Below are 18986 nucleotides of genomic sequence, written 5' to 3'. Positions count from 1 at the left end.
GGTCTAATTGAGAATAAACTTAAACAATTTTGCTGAATATAAAGGATTTAGCCGGGGGCTAAAAGGTGGGTTCCTTCTGATAATGATACTTCATATACCGAACAATCCCTTTCGAACTTATTGCGATAAGCTAAAGTGGCCTTTTCTTTAAAGTCTTGAACGGCATTTTTTTTAATGATCGTAATTGTGCAGCCTCCGAACCCGCCACCCATCATTCTGGATCCTGCGATTTCAGGAACTCCTTTGGCAAGGTCAACCAAAAAATCGAGTTCCTCACAACTCACTTTATACTGGTGCTGCAAACCATGATGAGAAGCATAAATCAACCTGCCCAGAGCAGGGATGTCATTTTCCTGCATTGCCAATCCGGCTTGCTGAACTCGTTGATTTTCTTCAATGACATAAAGGGCCATTTGGTACTCTTCTTCATCCAGCACATCTGAAACTGTAAAAAGTTCTGCCGCAGTAGCATCTCTCAAGGCTTTTATGCGCAAAAGACCGGCAACTTTTTCACAAACCTCGCGCCTGTTGTTATAGGCACTGTCTGCCAAGCTGTGCTTTACGTTGGTATTGATCAATAGAATCTGGTAATCCTGAAGGTCAATGCTGAATTCTTTGGCGCTGATACTTCTGCAATCCAGAAGCAAGGCTTTGTTTTTCTGGCCAAACATACTGGCAAACTGATCCATGATACCGCACTTGACACCTACAAACTCATGTTCTGCCTTTTGGGATATCAGAATCATTTCGGTTTTGGTCAATCCTAATTGTTGGATTTCATTAAGTCCGTAAACCACGGCATTTTCCAACGCCGCCGAAGATGACAATCCGGCCCCTTCAGGAATATCCCCTCTTAAAACCAGATAAAATGGTTTTACTTTTTTACCGGCATCCAGAATCCCCTGAACAACCCCAAGCACATAATTTTTCCAACCGCCGTTTTCCAACGGGCTTATATGATTCAGGTCGAATTCATAGCTTTCGTCCATATCAAGGGCGTGTACAACACATTTTTCATTTTTGCTGTCGCCAAAAGCGGCAAAAATACCTTTGTCAATGGCTGCCGGAAAAACAAAACCCTCATTATAATCTGTGTGTTCTCCTATAATATTTAACCTTCCCGGGGAAAAGACCATCATCGGTTTTGTTCCAAAAGCTTTTTGAAAAAAAGATGCTACTTGTTTCTTTAACATATACGATATAATTTGGAAGCCATTAAAATTCAACTATCAGCATAGAAATGAGTTAGCCGGAGCTGAGTTGATGCTGACAATATGATGCAAAGGCGTGATAAAGTTAATCATATTTATTAAATGTACAATATACATTTAATAATACTTAGAAATCAAACAAAAAGTCTCGTCTGTCTTTGACCAATTTCGCATTTTTCTTGAACTTATATAAAAATGCACCTTTTTTAGACTGGCTTTTATCTTTCTTGTCAGTTTTTTCAAGCATGTTGAGCGAAAGTACCTTTTTTCTGAAATTCCGGGAGTCTCTTTTTGACTGGAAAATACTTTCATACAAAGCCTGAAGCTGTGGGAGGGTGAAGTAATCGGGCAATAAATTAAAACCGATGGGCTCGTGCCTGGCTCTTATTCTCAGTGCTGCTATTGCATCAGAGACCATGGTTCCGTGATCAAGAATCAATTCTGGGATATCATCAATATTGAACCATTTGGCATCATAATCTTCCACTGAAAGGATATCTATATCATCTATCCTAATCAAGGAATAATAGCCAACGGAAATCACGCGTTCAACCGGATCCCTGTCAACCGCACCATATGTTTTTAGTTGTTCCAGGTAGATATCTTTGAGCCCTGTGGATTCGAAAAGAATGCTTTTGGCTCCATCAATTATCGAAAGATCATTTTGTAAAAAGGCACCGATCAAGGACCAACGTCCCTTCAGAGGTTCCACTTTCCGCCTGAACAAAAGCAATTTGAGGTTTTTTGAATCGAAACCAAAAATGGTACAGTCGACTGCAACCAGAATCTTCTGACTGCTGTTGTATGTTAATGCGGGATCAATTAGTTTCATATTGTAAAATGCTCACGATACAGTAAAGATACTATTTTATACATGCAGACGGCCCTTAAAATTTGTTTTATCCCCTTTAACCATTACGATCTCCATTTTCTATTCAAAGACGAACTTATACATTTTTTATTCAATCACCGCCGTTTTAGGAAAGGTTTGAACACTAGAACTAAAATGAAGTTAACATTAATTTGTTCGGTTGAGATTGTTAAAAAATAAGTTTCTCGTTTAATTGGATTGTTCGGTATGCTATTAAAAAAATTAATCCAGAAGTTTGGAGATAAAAAACAACAGCATTTTCTCCACTTCTTCCTTCTGTCCTGCTTTATTATCAATATCCGTAAGCCTTGGAAGGTGATCTGCAAAATAAAAATGAGTGTTTGTCATTTCAAATAAATTACTGGCCAGGGCATGTGGATATGGAAAGTTCGGTTTGATCTCAAGAATCACCTCAGCCACGGATGAAACCATCTCTTTGTAGTTGAGAAAAAACCCTTTGTTGTTTTCTTCATCAACGCCCTTGGTATGATACACTTTTGTGCTTTCGGCGATGACCAGGTTGTGGAGCGAAGATTCATTGACATAATCAATAGCAGGGTTCTCTTCACTAATCAAAACAAAGGTATGTATGATAATTTCCAGTTTCTTTTTAGGATCTTCGACGTTGAAGGTCTTGATCTGAATCATATAATTCAACCATTCCCAGTACCACGAGACCAGATATGTCAAAAGCAGGTGCTTGTTCTCAAAATATCTGTAAATAGATGCCTCGGTTGATTTCATTTCCTCAGCCAGTTTCTTAAAATTGAACTGTTCAAAACCGATTTCATCAATCAATAATATACTGTGTTTGATGATACGTTTGCCCAATTCAGATTGCTGAGGATCTTTAATATAGAGTCCGGGATTTAATGAAATGCTAACATTTACGGCCATTGAAAGACGATTTAACGGATACTAAAAGTCAAAGTTAAGTAATTAATGCTAATACTATTACAATATTGATTAATATTTTAACTAACATAAAAGATAGCAACACTATTATAATCAATAATATTGTTATATTTGTTCTGTCAAAACACAAACAACATGGAAAAAACAGGATTTTTTAGCAATTTGAAAAGTGATTTTCCGGCAAGTATTGTCGTATTTTTTGTAGCCCTACCCTTGTGCCTCGGAATTGCCCTTGCAAGCGGGGCTCCACTTTTTTCCGGTTTGATAGCCGGTATCATAGGAGGAATAGTCGTTGGAGCCTTGAGTGGTTCCAAAATCGGTGTGAGTGGCCCGGCCGCAGGTCTTGCAGCCATTGTGTTTACTTCAATCGGTACACTTGGCGGTTTCGAAAATTTTTTGGTAGCTGTTGTTTTGGGAGGAATTATTCAACTGATCTTCGGGCTTTTAAGAGCAGGTGTAATCGGCTATTATTTTCCTTCATCAGTCATAAAAGGGATGCTTACCGGTATCGGGATCATCATTATCTTAAAACAGATTCCGCATTTTGTAGGTTACGATGCAGACCCTGAGGGTGATTTTGCTTTTTTACAGGTAGACGGGCAAAACACCTTTTCTGAAATCTTTACATCTTTGGATTTTATTCAACCCGGCTCAGCACTGATCGGGCTCATAGGGCTTGCTATTTTGCTGCTTTGGGAGAATGTACTGGCTAAAAAAGCCAAAATATTTCAGATAATTCAAGGCCCGTTAGTGGCTGTAATTGTCGGAATTGTATTTTTTGCCGTGATGGGTTCAAACAATTCGTTAAGTATTTCTTCGACACATTTGGTAAGTGTTCCTGTACCTGATGACTTTTCGTCATTTTTGTCTCAATTTAGGTTTCCTAATTTTGCGGCCATCGCCAATACTGAGGTTTGGGTAGTAGGTTTTACCATTGCCCTGGTGGCCAGTTTGGAAACCCTGTTGTGTGTTGAAGCGACAGATAAGCTCGATCCGCATAAGAATGTAACCCCTACCAATAGAGAACTCCTTGCTCAGGGAACCGGTAACATCATTTCGGGTTTGATCGGAGGATTGCCTATCACACAGGTAATCGTAAGAAGTTCAGCAAATATTCAGTCTGGAGGCAGAACCAAGATGTCTGCCATCATTCATGGTTTATTTTTATTGATATCGGTAATTTTGATCCCGAATTTGCTAAATATGATTCCATTGTCTGTTCTGGCAGCCATTTTATTGGTTGTAGGTTTTAAACTGGCAAAACCGGGCTTGTTTAAATCCATGTATCAATTGGGTTGGAAGCAGTTTGTTCCATTTATTGTGACAGTGGTGGGAATCATTTTTACCGACTTATTGGTGGGTATTGGATTAGGCCTTTTGGTTGGCATCATTGTAATTCTCTTTAAGAGTTACCAGAATTCTCATTTTCTCCACAAGGAAGGTGAAGATGTGGATGATGGAAAAGTAAAAATGACCTTGGCAGAAGAGGTAACCTTCTTTAACAAGGGTGCCATTTTAAATGAATTGGATAGATTACCGCACGATTCAGCCTTAGAACTCGACGTGACCAACACCAAATATCTGGACAATGATATCATTGAGATCCTGGATGATTTTATCCATAAAGCGGAGGAAAGAAATATTTCTATTAAATTGATTTCCGAAAGGGGTGTCGTTGTGAATCCGGAAAGTTTTTTCAAATTTTTCAACGACAAACGCAAAGCAAGTTAATCTTATAAACCAATCTTATGAAAGCACATACTAAAGAAACCCAGGCATCAATGACTCCTGAAAAGGCAATAGCTTTTTTAAAGGAAGGAAATCTTAGATTTCAAAACAATTTAAGGGCCAACAGGAACCTGCTGGAGCAAGTGAGGGATACAAGGCAGGGACAATTTCCTTTCGCCACAATTTTGAGCTGTATAGATTCACGCATACCTGCAGAAATGGTTTTTGATCAGGGTATAGGTGATTTGTTCAGTATCAGGATTGCCGGAAATTTTATAAATGATGATATCCTGGGAAGTATGGAATTTGCCTGTAAACTTGCAGGGTCGAAGATAGTTGTGGTCTTGGGCCACACCTCTTGCGGTGCCGTTAAAGGGGCCTGTGACGGAGCAGAATTAGGTAAACTGACAGGTATGCTCAATAAGATTAAACCTGCTGTTAAGGCTGTTGTGCATCCTTCTGAAGCCTCTGAGAGAACTTCGGCAAATCTTGATTTTGTGAATGAAGTGGCTGAAAAAAATGTAGATTTTTCTATTGAAGGAATCAGAGCAGGAAGTGATGTTCTGGCTGAGATGGAGAAAAATGGCGAAATTCTTATCGTTGGGGCCATGTATGATGTTGCCACAGGTAAAGTAACATTCTTTGATTGATTCTAATCAGAATCAATGCCGCGCTTGATGAAAATCATTGCAAGATTACTGTTTGATTTATAATTTCAATTGAAATTTTAAATCATTTGAGATGAATCCCGGGAAACAGGAATCAGAGGTTTTGGCAAATGACGCCAAAAAAGTCTTCAGAAAATTAGGAACTTGCTCTCGCACTTTTTTTTATTTATTGAACCGTGAATTCGGCAATGCCCTTGAAATTGAGGAACGCGCCGCCGACCCATTGGCCGGAGGAATCATGCAGCAGGGTTATCAGTGTGGTATGTTGTGGGGGGCATCCTTAGCTGTTGGAGCCGAGGCTTATAAAACCTGTAGCCATTTGTCTCAGGCTATTTCGGTATCTGTAGAGGCTACAAGACTCCTTCTGGATGATTTTGAAAAGCATGAAGGCACTACGCAATGCAGAGAAATCACTAATTGTGATTTTAAGAATAAGCTGAGTTTTGCAAGATATGTATTGAGCGGACGTTTTTTACATTGTTTTCAGTTGGCAGAAGATTGGGCCCCAAAAGCTGTTGAAAAGGCCAGAAAGGGCTTAAAAGGGAAACCCCATAATTTTGAAGAAACGATGAGTTGCGCTACAGAAGTGGCACGAAGAATGGGGGCGACAGAAAAGGAGATGGTCATGGTGGCAGGATTCGCCGGAGGCCTGGGTCTTAGCGGGAGCGGCTGCGGAGCCTTAAGCGCTGCTATTTGGATGAATGCACTTTCATGGTGCCGTGAACATAAGAAAGGGTCGGCAGCCAAGGATCCTGAGGCCAAAGAAATAGTAGGTGATTTTAGTTTTCTTACAGATAACAAGTTTTTATGTAAAGACATCAGCCAGACCGTGTTTAATTCTCTAAGTGATCATACCAACTACCTTAAAAATGGAGGTTGTGGCGAATTGATAGAGGAATTGAGTGAGGTTTGACCTTATTTAAAAGTCGCTTTGAATTTATTTTAAATATTCGTCTGATTCCCGGAATCATGCCTATCCAGAATAAATAAAAATCAGGATTTATGTTAATTTCTTGAAATAAATTTAATAGTTTTATAACTGTGAATATGCTTAATATTTCTCTCCTATATACATATCAACGTATACATAGCGTCTGTAAATTCAAGATGAATTGATGTTGTGCCGGAATGTGTAAAGTTTGTTTTATTATGATTTAAATTTAAAATCTTTACAGAAAGCCATCATATATTGTTTGATGGGCAAGTAATTCACAACTTTTTGAGAGCCGGTGTTTTGGAAGATTTCTTGAATTACTTTTTGCCGGCTACAGCTTGTAACTCGGTGAGGCAAAGCCATCTCTAATGCCATCTTAGACTAAACATAATATTTATTGGTCCGGGTTTGTAAAATCAACAAATTACCATAGGGTTTTTCCACAATCAATCATATATGGAGTAACAAGCATCCAGTTTATCTGTTTATAATTCACCAACACAAATTCTGAACATGTGGGTCTATACCAACGAATGACGGAGCAGTATATATTACCTGAGCAATTGCAATTGAAAACAAAAACTATAATTTATCCATATCACAGGATTCTTTCTAATATAGTATATTGGCGAATTCAATATAACAAATTCGCTGCAAGGCGAACAGACAAAATCGAAAAACAGTAATAATGACAAAAAAATCAAATGTCGAAGTAAGATATGCTCAAATTCCTGGCGACATTGAGAGTATTCAAAAATTATGGTTTGACTATTTGGTTTGGGGTAACAAAAAAATGCAAGAACTCTATTGTGTCCATCCTCATAATCCAAAAGAAGCGGTTGAAAAAGACATTCAACAAATAAGTAAATTTCAGCCGCCACATGGACAATTATTAATAGCTATTTTTGAAGGTAAAATCTGTGGACTTGGAAGCCTAAAGAGCATCAATTCCGAAATCGGAGAAATAAAACGGATGTTTGTTGACCCAAATTTCAGGAGAATCGGTGCTGGACGGGCTATACTGGAAGGACTTATAGAGGAATCGAGGAAAGCTGGTTACAAGAAGGTTCGACTTGACAGCCCAAAGTTTATGGAAACAGCTCATTCGTTATATCGAAGTTTTGGATTTCGTGATATTGAAGCATATCCTGAAATGGAAATTCCAGCAAAATTTAAGGACTATTTGTTGTTTATGGAATTGGATTTAATGAAATACACTAAGTAAATAAAACGAGAAACCCAGCAGCTAAAATGTATATAAAAAAATAAGGCGAGAAGAAGTAAAATCAAGGCTTTTGGATCGTTATAAAGTTTGTGCTTAACCGAAAGTTTAATGCTTCGAAATCGCGTGCTTTTCATATACTAACCGTTGTAACCAATTTGACAAAATTATTTTAAAAATTAATAGATTATGAAATACAGAAAAATCATTTTTACAACTTGCTTTCTAACATTAGTCTTACTGTATAACCCGTTATATGCTCAAAGCAAAAGTAAAGAAGTGTTAGGAAACTCAATAGTAGCGAGTATTTTAAACAATGACTGGGACAGTTTTAAATCTCTCTTGTTACCTAAGGAAGTAGTTTTGAAATTTCAGGAGAATAATGATCCTGAAAACAGTGATAAACAAGTTCGAGATTCATTAATGGCCGAATATGAAGCTGCATATGATCATATGGTTATACCACGCTATGAAAAAAACTTCCAGGAAATAGTAAATCTGAATGAAGCCAACGATTTAGACTGGAGTAATTTGAATTTTATGATTTTATATAAGGCTGCGTCAAAAGGAGAGGAGTATATTCCCTTTTTTATTCATACAAAATTGAACAATTCAGATTACAATCACTTTTATTTCGGTGCGGTTAGATACAATGGAGAGTGGTATTTGTCGGGCAATATGGAAATCACAAAAGATGAGAAATATGCCCCTAATTAAAGAAGTAATAAACTGGATTCAACAAAGAACTGAGTTAAAATCCAAAGGAAATTAGCTTAAATTCGACACATAGTTTTTCATCATAAGGTAAACCTGATTGAGCTACGGCAAAAGCCTTGCAAAGTTTACGGCGTCATCACGCTGAAAAAGTGTGACTGATTCACTTTGTGACCTCATTCGCAACTAATCATGCACACAACGTTGTAACACATTATGACCAACGGACAAACCAATAAAAAAAAATTAACTAATTCTCTATTAATAATTATATAAATACAAAACGATGAAAAAATTATTCCTGCCTATTCTTGTTATTTTGATTAACACCATTACAGTTTTTTCTCAAAATACTAATTATGAGGTATACGCCATAAAGTATGCGGATGTTGGTGTCACGTTGCCATTATCAGTATTAGTTTTAGACGCTCCGGAATCTGAAAAGATAGATGCGGTTTTTATGTACTGGTTACTGAAAGACAATAACGGGAAAAACATATTAGTAGATGCTGGTTTTTTAGAAGACATTGAACAAGCCAAAGCTTATAGTGTTACAAATTATGTGCGCCCAGATTTAATGCTTCCGGAATTAGGATTAAAAGCAGAGGATATTACAGATATTATTTTAACTCATCCCCATTGGGACCATATGGATGGAGTTGATTTGTTCCCTAACGCAAACGTTTGGATTCAAAAAAAAGATTATAATTACTTTGTCGCTGACGCTTGGCAAAAAGATGGTTGGGGAGATTTTAATGAAAGAGATGTTCTTAAACTTGTAAAACTAAATTTAGAAGGTAAATTATTTCTTATCGATGGAGATGATAAAGAGATTCTTCCAAATATAAAAGTTTATACAGGTTCTCGACACACATTTGAGTCGCAATATGTAATGGTGGATAATGGGGAGAATAAAATAATTCTTGCTTCTGACAATGTTTATACATACTACAATCTGAACAATCTTATGTCTGCACCTAAAAATGAGACTTTTGACGCCAATGCATACGTGAAAGCAATGGAAAGAATGAAAACTTTAGTAAAAGATATTAAATTCATTATACCAGGACACGACCTACTGTTATTTTCGAAATTCCCTAAAATAAGTGAAGATATAATTAGAATAGATTAAATTTAAACTGACAAATTAACGTGTTACAACACCGTATATAAAAAATTGCTGGTTTTAGCTAAACCAATGTCAGTTGCGTATTTGCTGACTTCTGATTTTCCTTCGGAAAATACCCGCACACAAACACACAACTTTAGATATACATAAACATTGTGCTTCATAATAACCAAGCAATGACCAATGATAAAATTCTTTAGAGGGCCGAACGGAAAGCAAAGGTCTGGCAGACCTTTGATAGTGAGGAGCCAGGCGGTGCGTGGGCTGAAAAAATAAAAGGTATGATCAAGTTTTTTAGACACATCAGACTAAACTTACTTTCGGAAGGAAAAACCGGAAAGCCTGCCTTGCAGGCAGGCAGGTATTTTAAATATGCCATTGGAGAAATTATACTTGTTGTAATTGGGATTCTGATTGCACTTCAAATCAATAATTGGAATACCCAGCGTCAATTGAATACTCAGGAACAAGCTATCCTAAAAATATTGAAGTCCGAATTCACATATAATAGTATAGAGCTTCATCGAAATATTGAAAAGGCCATACGATTAAAAAAAAGGGCTGATAGTGTGTTGATTTTATTCAAAGTACCCCAAGACAATATAAATCCTGAAAACCTAAAATACTTAACGCTTGGTTTAGGTGCTTACTCGACATATGACCCTTCTAATGGAGCACTCAACAATCTTATAAGTTCTGGACAACTTAATTTGATAAAGAATGACAGTCTTCGGATAATTTTATCCAAATGGTTTGGAGAAGTACAAGATGTTAAGGAAGATGAAGTTCGTATTATGAATTATGGCGACACTTATTTGGAACCCATAAGATTAAAATTTTTAAACTATCACACAGATAGCCGCTTTCACAGAAATTCAGTTGCACTTTTAGAAGACCCCGAATTTGAAAACATGGTGGTTAGAATGTCGAGGGGCGTGGACTATATCATTAAAAACTATGAGTCACTGGACCTGGAAATAGAAAACATATTAAAGCTCATAGATCAGGAAATAGAATGATAAGGAAATTACAAAACGGGCTATAGTCATTGCTTAAGACTTTCATTTCGGAAAGTGCTTTTAATTTTACTATCTTCGGTTTACCGCTTAAAATCCTAACGGATTTTTATGCAAAGAAACCATGGCCAAACCGTTTGCGTTAATTTCAGACGAACTTGTATCCGTAGCAATTTTAAAATTCGACCTTATGTCAACAATAAAAAAGACTATTCTATACCTGCGAATACTCCTTTTATGCATACTACTACAAACAGTTAGTGCATTTGGGCAAGGCCATGAAAAATCAGAACCTGATCTAATTAACGCTAGTCCAATAGATAATTTACCATCATATATAAAACTTGCAAGCGGTTTTGGAGAACGTCCGGATTGGTCTCATGATGGCCGATTCATTCTATTTTTGGACAAACCAATGGGCGAAGTATATGAATTGGAATTAGCAACCGGAATAATCCGTCCAAAAACCAGACATTTTAATCATTACGGTTTTACCAGGGCAATGTATTTATCAAATGGGGATATTTTACTTTCCGGTCCAAAGGTGCTCTTTGACCCTACTGACAATGAGGAAAGAGATAAAGCGCGTGACCTTACCTGGTTGTACGTCATGGATAAAAGTGGTACAACACCCCCTGTTCCTTTAAATACCCTCTGTGCTGAAGGGCCGGCTGTTTCCAGAAGCAGGATGAGAATAGCCTGGACACATAGAGATCGCCAGTTACCTGAGCTGGGGAAAAATAGGGCAAAGTTATTAATGGCCGAAATAATTTATCAAGATGGGATACCAAAGTTAGCCAACGAAAGGACGATTTTTGATTCAAAGCAGTTACCATTTTCACTGGGTCATGCAAGTCTTGAAACACAAAGTCTTGTTCCACCAGAAGATATAAAAGTAACATTTGCTGTTTATACCATTAACAATGGAAATAATACTGATGTTTATATGGTAGATAGTGAAACCGGAGAATACAGAACTATCACTAATTCTCCCTGCTGCTACGATGAGCCTGAAGGAATATTCCCTGACGGTTTACACACTCTTGTCGAACACGGACCCTCCGAGAAAAATGCCTGGCCATTGCTTGATCTGTATAAATTGAAATTAGATGGGTCGGGGGAAATGCAAAGATTAACTTATTTCACTGACTATAAGGGATACAAGGCCAATCAAGGAGTAATTTCAGACGATGGGAAATATTTATGTTTTCAGATAGGAAAAGATAATACAGAACCTGGTGTTGGTTTTGGTTTTCTAATTATGGATTTGGAAGAAGCTGCAAAACACCTGGAGGATTTTAAAACTTATGATGATTAATTATGATAAAACTACCGCTAACATTGTGTATCAGCAATAGCGGGTCCAGTGCTATTTTGAATCATAAAAATGTAAATCAAAGGGCAGTATTATCTGATACGTTGGTGGTTGAAAATCCACTACTACTCATACACGAAACCGTTGTACGCAAAACTAATTGAAATAACACAAAACATCAATAATGAAAAAAACATACTTCCTCATACTCTTTCTATCGATTTTAACTTTTAGTGCCTATTCTCAAAGCTCAGAAATTACTGATGAACAAAAGATTAGAAATGTGATTAATCAGTTTTTTAGTTCTTTGGAAACCAAGGACACATTGTTGATGAAACAAACTACAATGGACGAAGCACAAATTTGGCGCAGACGAAATAATAAAGAACCTGTTGAGATCGACATGAGATTTAGAAAAGATGATTTGCAGAAAATGCCCGGTTATCCTAAAATTAAAGAAGTTGCATTGAGCTTTAAAATATCAGCAGAAAACGGAATTGCCACTGCATGGGTACCCTATAAATTTTGGATTGATGATGAATTTTCCCATTGTGGTATAGATGTTTTTACCCTCTTTGAAAAGGATGGAAAATGGAAAATAATAAGTACTGCTTATACTATAGAAAAAGAGAACTGTGATAATTAATTGAAGTATATAAGCTCTGCCTACAATAATGGATAAAAAGAATGCTAAGTTTCGTCTTAAAATTAAAAAGTTAGTGCTTATTTGGTCACTCTGATTCTCCTGCTGAAAATCCTCGGACTAAAACCGCACTATTCTTAAACGTAACCGCCGATCGCATTGTTCAAATTATCCATAATTCAACGGGAGATCAATTTTTTCTGAATAACAGGTGATTTGAAAGTTTATTTTGAATCGCATCACCTAAAACAATTTATGGACAATTTAAGCAAAACAGCATAAGCAGATAATGAAAAAATACATTTCAATAATAGTAATAATTCTAACTCTTTGTGTTTCTTGTAAAAACAAAACCAACTCAATCGGCACAGAAAACTCTTTGGAAAACAGGCTTGAATCCTATATTGACGAGTGTAATATAAATGGACTTTCAGCAAGCGTTTTAGTCGCCAAAGATGGAAATATACTTTACTCTGGTGGAGTTGGACTAAGAAACAAAACTGAGAAACTTCCTGTAACTGAAGAAACCATTTTCACAACGGGTTCATTAACAAAACAGTTTACAGCAACTGCTATTCTAAAATTACAAGAGGGATTAAAATTATCGGTAAACGATTCTATTTATAAATTTTTTGAAGATGTGCCCAAGGACAAACAAAATATTACTATTCATCAATTACTAACACATTCTTCGGGCATAGTTGGAAATCTTGATTACGGAGTGGATTTCGTTCCCATTTCGAAGGAGGAGTTTTTAAATCAAGTTTACAATTCACCATTGGATTTTGAACCAGGAAAACAGTATAGTTATTCCAATGTAGGTTACAGTATTTTGGCTATGATAATTGAAAATATTTCCCAATCAGATTATGAAACCTATTTGCAGAAAAATCTTTTTCAAGAAGCAGGTATGGAACATACGGGTTATCTTTTCCCAAGATGGGATACAACCCAAATTGCTCACGGTTATAAATGCGGGGAAGATTGGGGAACCCACCTTTTAAAATGGCAAGCAGATTCAAATCAAATATCATGGCATTTAAAGGGGAATGGTGGAATACTCTCCAATCCTTCTGATTTGTATAAATGGTATATTGCTTTAAAAGAAAATAAAATTATTTCCAAAAAATCATTTGAGCAACTCACTTTTCCCCATGTAAAAGAAAATGAATCAGGAGATTCACACTATGCATATGGATGGACAATAATGAATGGTGACAGAAATACGAAAATTATTGCACACAATGGCTCAAATGGTGTTTTTTATGCCGATTTCCTGCAACTGCCAGAAGAAGACACAGTAATCATATATATGACCAATGAATTAAGATACGATACTCAAATTGTAGCATGGGAAATAGAGCAACTTCTTTTTAGCGAAAATTACACTCCTGTTGTTCCTAAAATGAATAGTATCAAACACGATGGCAGCGATATTGTAAATAAACAACTTGAAATTATTAATCAATTTGTAAAACTTATTATGAAGAGCGATGAAAATATTGATGATTTCATCACGAGTCATTTGGCAAGTAAAGAAAGAGAACGAAGATTCAGAATGTGGATTAAGGACATGCAGAAAGAGTTTTTGGGATATCGATTGAAACATATTTTGGAATATGGGGATATGAGCTTCGATATTGTTTTGGAATCGCAAGATGGAAAAGTTGTCGAATTAACCCCATGTTTTGACCTGCAATTCAATGAAAATAATCAAATTGTTGCTTTTGGATGGTAAATCAAAAACTGCCCATAACATTGCGTTTAAAACTTAGCTAATAAGTGCTTTCCAAAAGGTTTGTGTTTATTTGGGAATACTGCCAAATTTTTAAATTTGGCTTTTAGGATTGATAAGTTAAAAACAAAACATAAAAATTCGGCTCTGTGTTTATCAGAAAAATTAGCGTCTTTTTGAACACTTCGATTCATACACAAACCGTTATGCTTCATCACAATAGCTATCGGGACAAACCAATAACCAATGATAAAATTCTTTAGAAATATTAGGCAAAAAATGCTGACTGAAAATAAATTCAGTAAATATTTGATTTATGCGCTTGGCGAAATAATTCTAGTTGTTATAGGAATATTAATTGCCTTGCAAATCAACAATTGGAATCAGGACCGTATTGAACATAAAGAAACCAAGGTCTTGTTGAGTAATCTTAAGTTAGACATTGTAGCAAACATCAGTAAACTAAAAGAACAACAAAACGGCCTAAGGCAGCGAAAAGAATGGGCAGATTTTGTCCTTAAATCCCTCAAGGAACAAAGAGTAGCTGATTCTGCGATGTTTATTACAGCCATAACCCGGGTGGGTTGGATAATTGATTATTCTCAATCGTTTCCAACTTATAATGAAATTGTCAGTTCAGGCAAACTATCATATATTAAATCAGAAAGTCTTAAAAAGGCCTTAGCTAACTATCAAACTCAAGTTGAAGATTATTGGCAAATTATATCATCTTATAATCTTGGCTTAAAAGAAACTGAAAGGCTAGCGATAGGCCACCTCAATGGAATGCCTGAAGGTTCTAATGTAGAAAATCTTAATCATGCCATATTGAATAAGGAAGTACGTTTCAATCTCAGTAGCATTGCAGAGGATACAGAATTCTATAAAAGCGTAAAGCATATCTCATTTTATACCTCGGTGAATATTGATTATATAAGTAGTATAATAATTACAAAGGCAGAAGAACTTGAAAATTTGATAATCTATGAACTTAAAACCTATGGCGAATGATTACATTCTTTAGAAGGTCGAATGGAAAGAACAGGTTTGGCAGCCTTCGACACGTAGGAACCAGGCGGTGTACAGGTCTAAAAAGCAAAAGATATGATTAAATTCTTCAGGCGGATTCGCCAAAATCTGATTATGGAAAACAAAACAGGTAAGTATTTAAAATATGCAATAGGAGAAATTGTACTTGTTGTAATTGGGATTTTAATTGCATTGCAAGTGAATAACTGGAATCAGGATCGCATTGCAAAAATGGAGGCTGAAAGCTTTCATGAACGCTTAAGGGAAGATCTGTTAAATGAAAAAATAATGCTAAAGGAAAGGATTTCATACTACACGAAAGTAGAAGAACATGCTAAAAATGTCGTAAATACCTTATCCAATAATTCAGATGTCTTGGATTCTCAATTTTTAATTGATGTCTATCAAGCCACTCAACAATGGCGGTATCGCAATGTGCGTGATACTTATGACGAACTAATTTCCACAGGAAATATAAAACTTATCCCAAATGAAAACCTTCGTAAGAGAATTGGACTTTATTATGATGAAACTGATGTGTATTTGAAAGTTTGGTATAAAGATACCGAATATCGAGAATTGGTTAGAAGTCATATTTCTATGGGTGTTCAGGAAAAAATTCGAGAAGCATGTGAAATCTGGACAGAAGTTGATCAACAAATAGGTGGAAACGCAATTATAGAAAATTGTAACCCAAACCTTACTCAAGAGGAGATTTCAAAATGCATTTCATTTTTACACGAAACTAAACTACTCGAGAGTAATGCTCTATTAACTGCTGCAATTGGACGAACTTCTGACCTTTATCTAAAAATTGGGCTTTACAAACGAAAGCTAAATGGGAATGAGGAATTGTTAAATTTATTAGAGGTATCTAACCCGTAATTTTTTTTTAGGATAAAATTCTTTGAACAATTGAAGTAGAATGAGAAGAATAACGAAAGCACAACAATGGCTGCAAGTAATTGCCTGTTCACGGCCGACTTAAGAATATTCCTGGGGAATATTCTATCAGTGATTAATTTGCTAATTTAGTAACTGAAACATCCTACAAAATCATATCCAAACACGTTGTGCTTCATTCAAACCAACCAATAACCGATGATAAACTTCTTTAGGAGAATTCGACAAAATATGCTTACTGAAAATAAGTTCAGCAAATATCTGCTATACGCCATTGGGGAAATCGTATTAGTAGTTTTTGGAATTTTGATTGCCTTATCCATAAATAATTGGCAGCAAGACAACTATAACAGAAATCTTGAGATAAGATATATCACAGATTTAACAAATAATCTAAAAAAGGATTCTACTAGTCTTCACAACCTCTATAAAGAAGCATTACGTGCGTCAGATGCCAAAGATTCGATAATGGAATATTTAAACCAACACGATTATAAATTAGACTCGTTGTCAGTATACTTTAAATACCAATGGAACCCTTACAAGATTTTTTCACCTAGCACATCAATTATTGATGAAATGAAAAGTAATGGCCATCTCAAGATTATAAGAAATGAAGCCATCAGAAAACAAATTGTCGATATCTATTATACTTATGAACTTTTCACTCAAGATGAAAACCTTTATCGAGAATCCACTCGTGAAATATTTATGATAGCTAAAGCTAATTTGAAAAATATTAGTGATTATTCAAATGAAGAGGTAAAAGCGCTATTGCAAGAACCAAAATTGGCAAATACAATTAGAAAGAATTTTGCCAATGGAAGAGTAAAATCGGTTACAAATGCTTTTAAGGAATGTAATGAACTATTAAGAACACTAGATAGATATAACCAACAAATAACGAAAGCACAACAATGGCTGTAAGTAATATCTTGTTCTCGCCTGCTTCTGAAAATTGCTGCGCCAGTTAGCTCCGCTCGAGTCAGTTTGCTGTGCACTTGCAAAGTTAAGTACTAATCCAGGCAACTACTCATAGCCAATATCGTTGGCAATAATTTAAGGAAACAAACGGGTAAGCTGAAAACCGATTAGAGTAGGCAAAATATAAGAAGAAACTATATGAAATCACATAAATTAATACTTCCAGTTACATTTGCGCTATTCCTATCGGTTACAATAACCAGTTGTAATAAAAAAAATAGGGAATCAGAAAATACACAAGCAACTTTGCCTGAAATTAAAAAAGAGGATCTCGAAAACGAAGTCTGGCGAATGGAAGAGCTGTACTGGGATTATGTAATGAAAAATGACACGATTGCTTACAAAAATCTTTGGCACAATGATTTTACCGGGTATCCAAGCTTTGGTGACGGAGTTTCTGATAAAAGTAAAATAGCATCCTGGATTCCAGAATTACACGAAGATAAAAGCCGGATATATAGTTTTAAACTTTATAGAAAAGCAGTGAATTCTATTGCTGATGTGGTAATTGTATTTTATGACTTTGATCAAATTTTGACAGACGAGCAAAATAATGTTTTAGAGAAAAAAACATTTAAGATTACTCACACATGGAAAAAATTTGGCAATACTTGGTTGATACTCGGTGGCATGGCCGCTGATAAGACTGAAAGGCTTTGAAAAACAATTGTAACACCGTATAAAATTAATTGCTAGTGCAAGCCTATTTACGAAAATTGCTGGCGTCAGTTCGCTGTGTTCCTGTCTTGCGGATTTTCTACCAGCCTGCCGGCTGGCAGGTTCGGTTTGTATTTGCTAAATTAGTTGATTAAACCACACAACTAATCTTATGCAATCACAGAGCCAATTTAACAAACCAGAATTGAAAAGTGGAATTTATAAAACTGAAAGAACTATCAAAAACCAACAAAGAAGAAGTTCTTAATCTTTGGAATAACGAATACCCTGAAAAATTGAGTTATAAAACTCTGCAGGATTTTGAAAATTATCTTGAAAACTTGACGGGACAATCTCATATTTTAATGATTAATAATAAAAAAAAAAATAAAAGGTTGGTATTTTGACTTTATACGAGAGAATGAAAAATGGTTTGTTATAATTATAGATTCAAAACTTCACTCGAAAGGACTTGGTACAAGACTTCTAAATATTGCAAAAGAAAAAGAAATTGATTTAAGTGGTTGGGTAATTGACCATAACAGCGACAGAAAAAAAAATGGAGAAATTTACAGATCACCAATGGATTTTTATTTAAAAAACGGATTTAAAAGGTTGGAAAAAGTCAGACTGGAACTTGAAAAAATATCCGCTGTAAAGATAAAATGGAGGAAATAAAAACTGGCTGCCACAAGGGTTATAGTTCCTTACGGCTGAATTCCTAATCGGAATTTCAAGCCTTTTTGCTAAATTTATGGTTACGGCGCAATGATACTTGCGTAACATTCAGTAACGAAATTATAGCCAAGACCCTTGTACTTCATGCAGGAACTATTAAATATTTAATACAAACAGAGGCGTAAATTATATAAATAAAATGACTAAATCTTTCAAAAAATATATCAACACAGAAGACATTGTTCAGGTCATAGTTGGATCGTCTGCATTGACTGTTCCCGTGGCATTCTCAGAAGAATCTTGGAGGCTCAGTGAAACCTTACCTGCACTTAACGTAATTGTGCTTATTTTTTTATCGTTATTATTTATAAGTCTGTACTCTATTCAGGGAATATTTCAGGGACAAATAAAGCACAGATTATCCCATTTTATTTTTCGAATCATAATTGATTATGGAGTTGCCCTTATTATCGTTTTTATTGTACTATTTGCACTTAACAGAATGCCAATTTTAGACGAACCGATAATTGCATTTAAAAGAATAATAATACTTGGTTTTCCGGCATCTATGGGAGGAGTCATTGTTGATGGATTTGATAAAGAATAATTGGGTATTGATAAACCACAATTCATT

18 protein-coding genes are annotated in these 18986 nt (G+C 35.7%); 15 read left to right on the top strand and 3 right to left on the bottom strand.

Going from position 1 to position 18986, the window contains the following annotated elements:
- Positions 1-47: 47 nt before the first annotated feature.
- The 3 genes from galK to AABB81_RS05205 form a co-directional block, all read right to left on the bottom strand.
- Entirely contained in the window at positions 48-1193 is a 1146-nt protein-coding gene (galK, locus tag AABB81_RS05215) for a galactokinase (RefSeq protein ID WP_342159096.1), read from the bottom strand.
- A 145-nt stretch (positions 1194-1338) separates the two neighbouring features.
- On the bottom strand, positions 1339-2043 hold the full coding sequence (locus tag AABB81_RS05210) for an NUDIX hydrolase (protein WP_342159094.1): 705 nt from the start codon (positions 2041-2043) through the stop codon (positions 1339-1341).
- Positions 2044-2304: 261 nt separating this feature from the next.
- On the bottom strand, positions 2305-2979 hold the full coding sequence (locus tag AABB81_RS05205; RefSeq protein ID WP_342159093.1) for a TetR/AcrR family transcriptional regulator: 675 nt from the start codon (positions 2977-2979) through the stop codon (positions 2305-2307).
- A 153-nt stretch (positions 2980-3132) separates the two neighbouring features.
- Between AABB81_RS05205 and AABB81_RS05200 the strand changes: the two genes are divergently transcribed.
- The 15 genes from AABB81_RS05200 to AABB81_RS05130 all read left to right on the top strand — a co-directional run bounded on the left by AABB81_RS05200 (position 3133) and on the right by AABB81_RS05130 (position 18959).
- Positions 3133-4728, top strand: a complete 1596-nt coding sequence (locus tag AABB81_RS05200; RefSeq protein WP_342159092.1) for a SulP family inorganic anion transporter — start codon at positions 3133-3135, stop codon at positions 4726-4728.
- A 17-nt stretch (positions 4729-4745) separates the two neighbouring features.
- Positions 4746-5375, top strand: a complete 630-nt coding sequence (locus AABB81_RS05195) for a carbonic anhydrase family protein (RefSeq protein ID WP_342159090.1) — start codon at positions 4746-4748, stop codon at positions 5373-5375.
- Positions 5376-5466: 91 nt separating this feature from the next.
- Positions 5467-6306, top strand: coding sequence for a C-GCAxxG-C-C family (seleno)protein (locus AABB81_RS05190; RefSeq protein ID WP_342159089.1), 840 nt, complete (start codon positions 5467-5469; stop codon positions 6304-6306).
- A 709-nt stretch (positions 6307-7015) separates the two neighbouring features.
- Entirely contained in the window at positions 7016-7552 is a 537-nt protein-coding gene (locus tag AABB81_RS05185) for a GNAT family N-acetyltransferase (protein WP_342159088.1), read from the top strand.
- A gap of 186 nt (positions 7553-7738) precedes the next feature.
- Positions 7739-8266 carry a hypothetical protein gene (locus AABB81_RS05180; protein ID WP_342159086.1) on the top strand — a complete coding sequence of 176 codons (528 nt, stop codon included), beginning with the start codon at positions 7739-7741 and terminating at the stop codon, positions 8264-8266.
- 283 nt (positions 8267-8549) lie between these two features.
- Positions 8550-9395, top strand: a complete 846-nt coding sequence (locus AABB81_RS05175; RefSeq protein ID WP_342159085.1) for an N-acyl homoserine lactonase family protein — start codon at positions 8550-8552, stop codon at positions 9393-9395.
- A 278-nt stretch (positions 9396-9673) separates the two neighbouring features.
- Entirely contained in the window at positions 9674-10411 is a 738-nt protein-coding gene (locus AABB81_RS05170; RefSeq protein WP_342159084.1) for a DUF6090 family protein, read from the top strand.
- Between the two features lie 187 nt (positions 10412-10598).
- A complete protein-coding gene (locus tag AABB81_RS05165; RefSeq protein WP_342159083.1) occupies positions 10599-11726 on the top strand; it encodes a TolB-like translocation protein in 1128 nt (375 codons plus the stop codon).
- A gap of 181 nt (positions 11727-11907) precedes the next feature.
- Positions 11908-12369, top strand: a complete 462-nt coding sequence (locus tag AABB81_RS05160) for a nuclear transport factor 2 family protein (protein ID WP_342159082.1) — start codon at positions 11908-11910, stop codon at positions 12367-12369.
- A gap of 286 nt (positions 12370-12655) precedes the next feature.
- Complete coding sequence (locus AABB81_RS05155; protein ID WP_342159081.1) at positions 12656-14104, top strand: serine hydrolase domain-containing protein; 1449 nt, start codon at positions 12656-12658, stop codon at positions 14102-14104.
- Between the two features lie 243 nt (positions 14105-14347).
- Entirely contained in the window at positions 14348-15112 is a 765-nt protein-coding gene (locus tag AABB81_RS05150) for a DUF6090 family protein (RefSeq protein WP_342159080.1), read from the top strand.
- Between the two features lie 132 nt (positions 15113-15244).
- Positions 15245-16015, top strand: coding sequence for a DUF6090 family protein (locus tag AABB81_RS05145; RefSeq protein ID WP_342159078.1), 771 nt, complete (start codon positions 15245-15247; stop codon positions 16013-16015).
- Positions 16016-16264: 249 nt separating this feature from the next.
- Positions 16265-16960, top strand: coding sequence for a DUF6090 family protein (locus AABB81_RS05140; RefSeq protein ID WP_342159077.1), 696 nt, complete (start codon positions 16265-16267; stop codon positions 16958-16960).
- Positions 16961-17155: 195 nt separating this feature from the next.
- On the top strand, positions 17156-17677 hold the full coding sequence (locus tag AABB81_RS05135; RefSeq protein ID WP_342159076.1) for a nuclear transport factor 2 family protein: 522 nt from the start codon (positions 17156-17158) through the stop codon (positions 17675-17677).
- Positions 17678-18551: 874 nt separating this feature from the next.
- The gene (locus tag AABB81_RS05130) at positions 18552-18959 is read left to right on the top strand and encodes a DUF2391 family protein (RefSeq protein WP_342159075.1); all 408 of its coding nucleotides are present in this window, start codon (positions 18552-18554) and stop codon (positions 18957-18959) included.
- Positions 18960-18986: the final 27 nt, after the last annotated feature.

The organism is Lutimonas vermicola (assembly GCF_038433205.1).
Lineage (GTDB): Bacteria > Bacteroidota > Bacteroidia > Flavobacteriales > Flavobacteriaceae > Lutimonas > Lutimonas vermicola.
This window is presented reverse-complemented; position numbering and strand designations above follow the sequence as displayed.

What these genes read in the sequence shown, in the direction of transcription:
- AABB81_RS05165 (WP_342159083.1), top strand. Translation starts at nt 10,599, where the DNA reads ATGTCAACAATAAAAAAGACTATTCTATACCTGCGAATACTCCTTTTA.
- AABB81_RS05195 (WP_342159090.1), top strand. Translation starts at nt 4,746, where the DNA reads ATGAAAGCACATACTAAAGAAACCCAGGCATCAATGACTCCTGAAAAG.
- AABB81_RS05160 (WP_342159082.1), top strand. Translation starts at nt 11,908, where the DNA reads ATGAAAAAAACATACTTCCTCATACTCTTTCTATCGATTTTAACTTTT.
- AABB81_RS05210 (WP_342159094.1), bottom strand. Translation starts at nt 2,043, where the DNA reads ATGAAACTAATTGATCCCGCATTAACATACAACAGCAGTCAGAAGATT.
- AABB81_RS05185 (WP_342159088.1), top strand. Translation starts at nt 7,016, where the DNA reads ATGACAAAAAAATCAAATGTCGAAGTAAGATATGCTCAAATTCCTGGC.
- AABB81_RS05145 (WP_342159078.1), top strand. Translation starts at nt 15,245, where the DNA reads ATGGAAAACAAAACAGGTAAGTATTTAAAATATGCAATAGGAGAAATT.
- AABB81_RS05205 (WP_342159093.1), bottom strand. Translation starts at nt 2,979, where the DNA reads ATGGCCGTAAATGTTAGCATTTCATTAAATCCCGGACTCTATATTAAA.
- AABB81_RS05190 (WP_342159089.1), top strand. Translation starts at nt 5,467, where the DNA reads ATGAATCCCGGGAAACAGGAATCAGAGGTTTTGGCAAATGACGCCAAA.
- AABB81_RS05140 (WP_342159077.1), top strand. Translation starts at nt 16,265, where the DNA reads ATGCTTACTGAAAATAAGTTCAGCAAATATCTGCTATACGCCATTGGG.
- AABB81_RS05130 (WP_342159075.1), top strand. Translation starts at nt 18,552, where the DNA reads ATGACTAAATCTTTCAAAAAATATATCAACACAGAAGACATTGTTCAG.
- AABB81_RS05175 (WP_342159085.1), top strand. Translation starts at nt 8,550, where the DNA reads ATGAAAAAATTATTCCTGCCTATTCTTGTTATTTTGATTAACACCATT.
- AABB81_RS05200 (WP_342159092.1), top strand. Translation starts at nt 3,133, where the DNA reads ATGGAAAAAACAGGATTTTTTAGCAATTTGAAAAGTGATTTTCCGGCA.
- AABB81_RS05180 (WP_342159086.1), top strand. Translation starts at nt 7,739, where the DNA reads ATGAAATACAGAAAAATCATTTTTACAACTTGCTTTCTAACATTAGTC.
- galK (WP_342159096.1), bottom strand. Translation starts at nt 1,193, where the DNA reads ATGTTAAAGAAACAAGTAGCATCTTTTTTTCAAAAAGCTTTTGGAACA.
- AABB81_RS05155 (WP_342159081.1), top strand. Translation starts at nt 12,656, where the DNA reads ATGAAAAAATACATTTCAATAATAGTAATAATTCTAACTCTTTGTGTT.
- AABB81_RS05170 (WP_342159084.1), top strand. Translation starts at nt 9,674, where the DNA reads ATGATCAAGTTTTTTAGACACATCAGACTAAACTTACTTTCGGAAGGA.
- AABB81_RS05150 (WP_342159080.1), top strand. Translation starts at nt 14,348, where the DNA reads ATGATAAAATTCTTTAGAAATATTAGGCAAAAAATGCTGACTGAAAAT.
- AABB81_RS05135 (WP_342159076.1), top strand. Translation starts at nt 17,156, where the DNA reads ATGAAATCACATAAATTAATACTTCCAGTTACATTTGCGCTATTCCTA.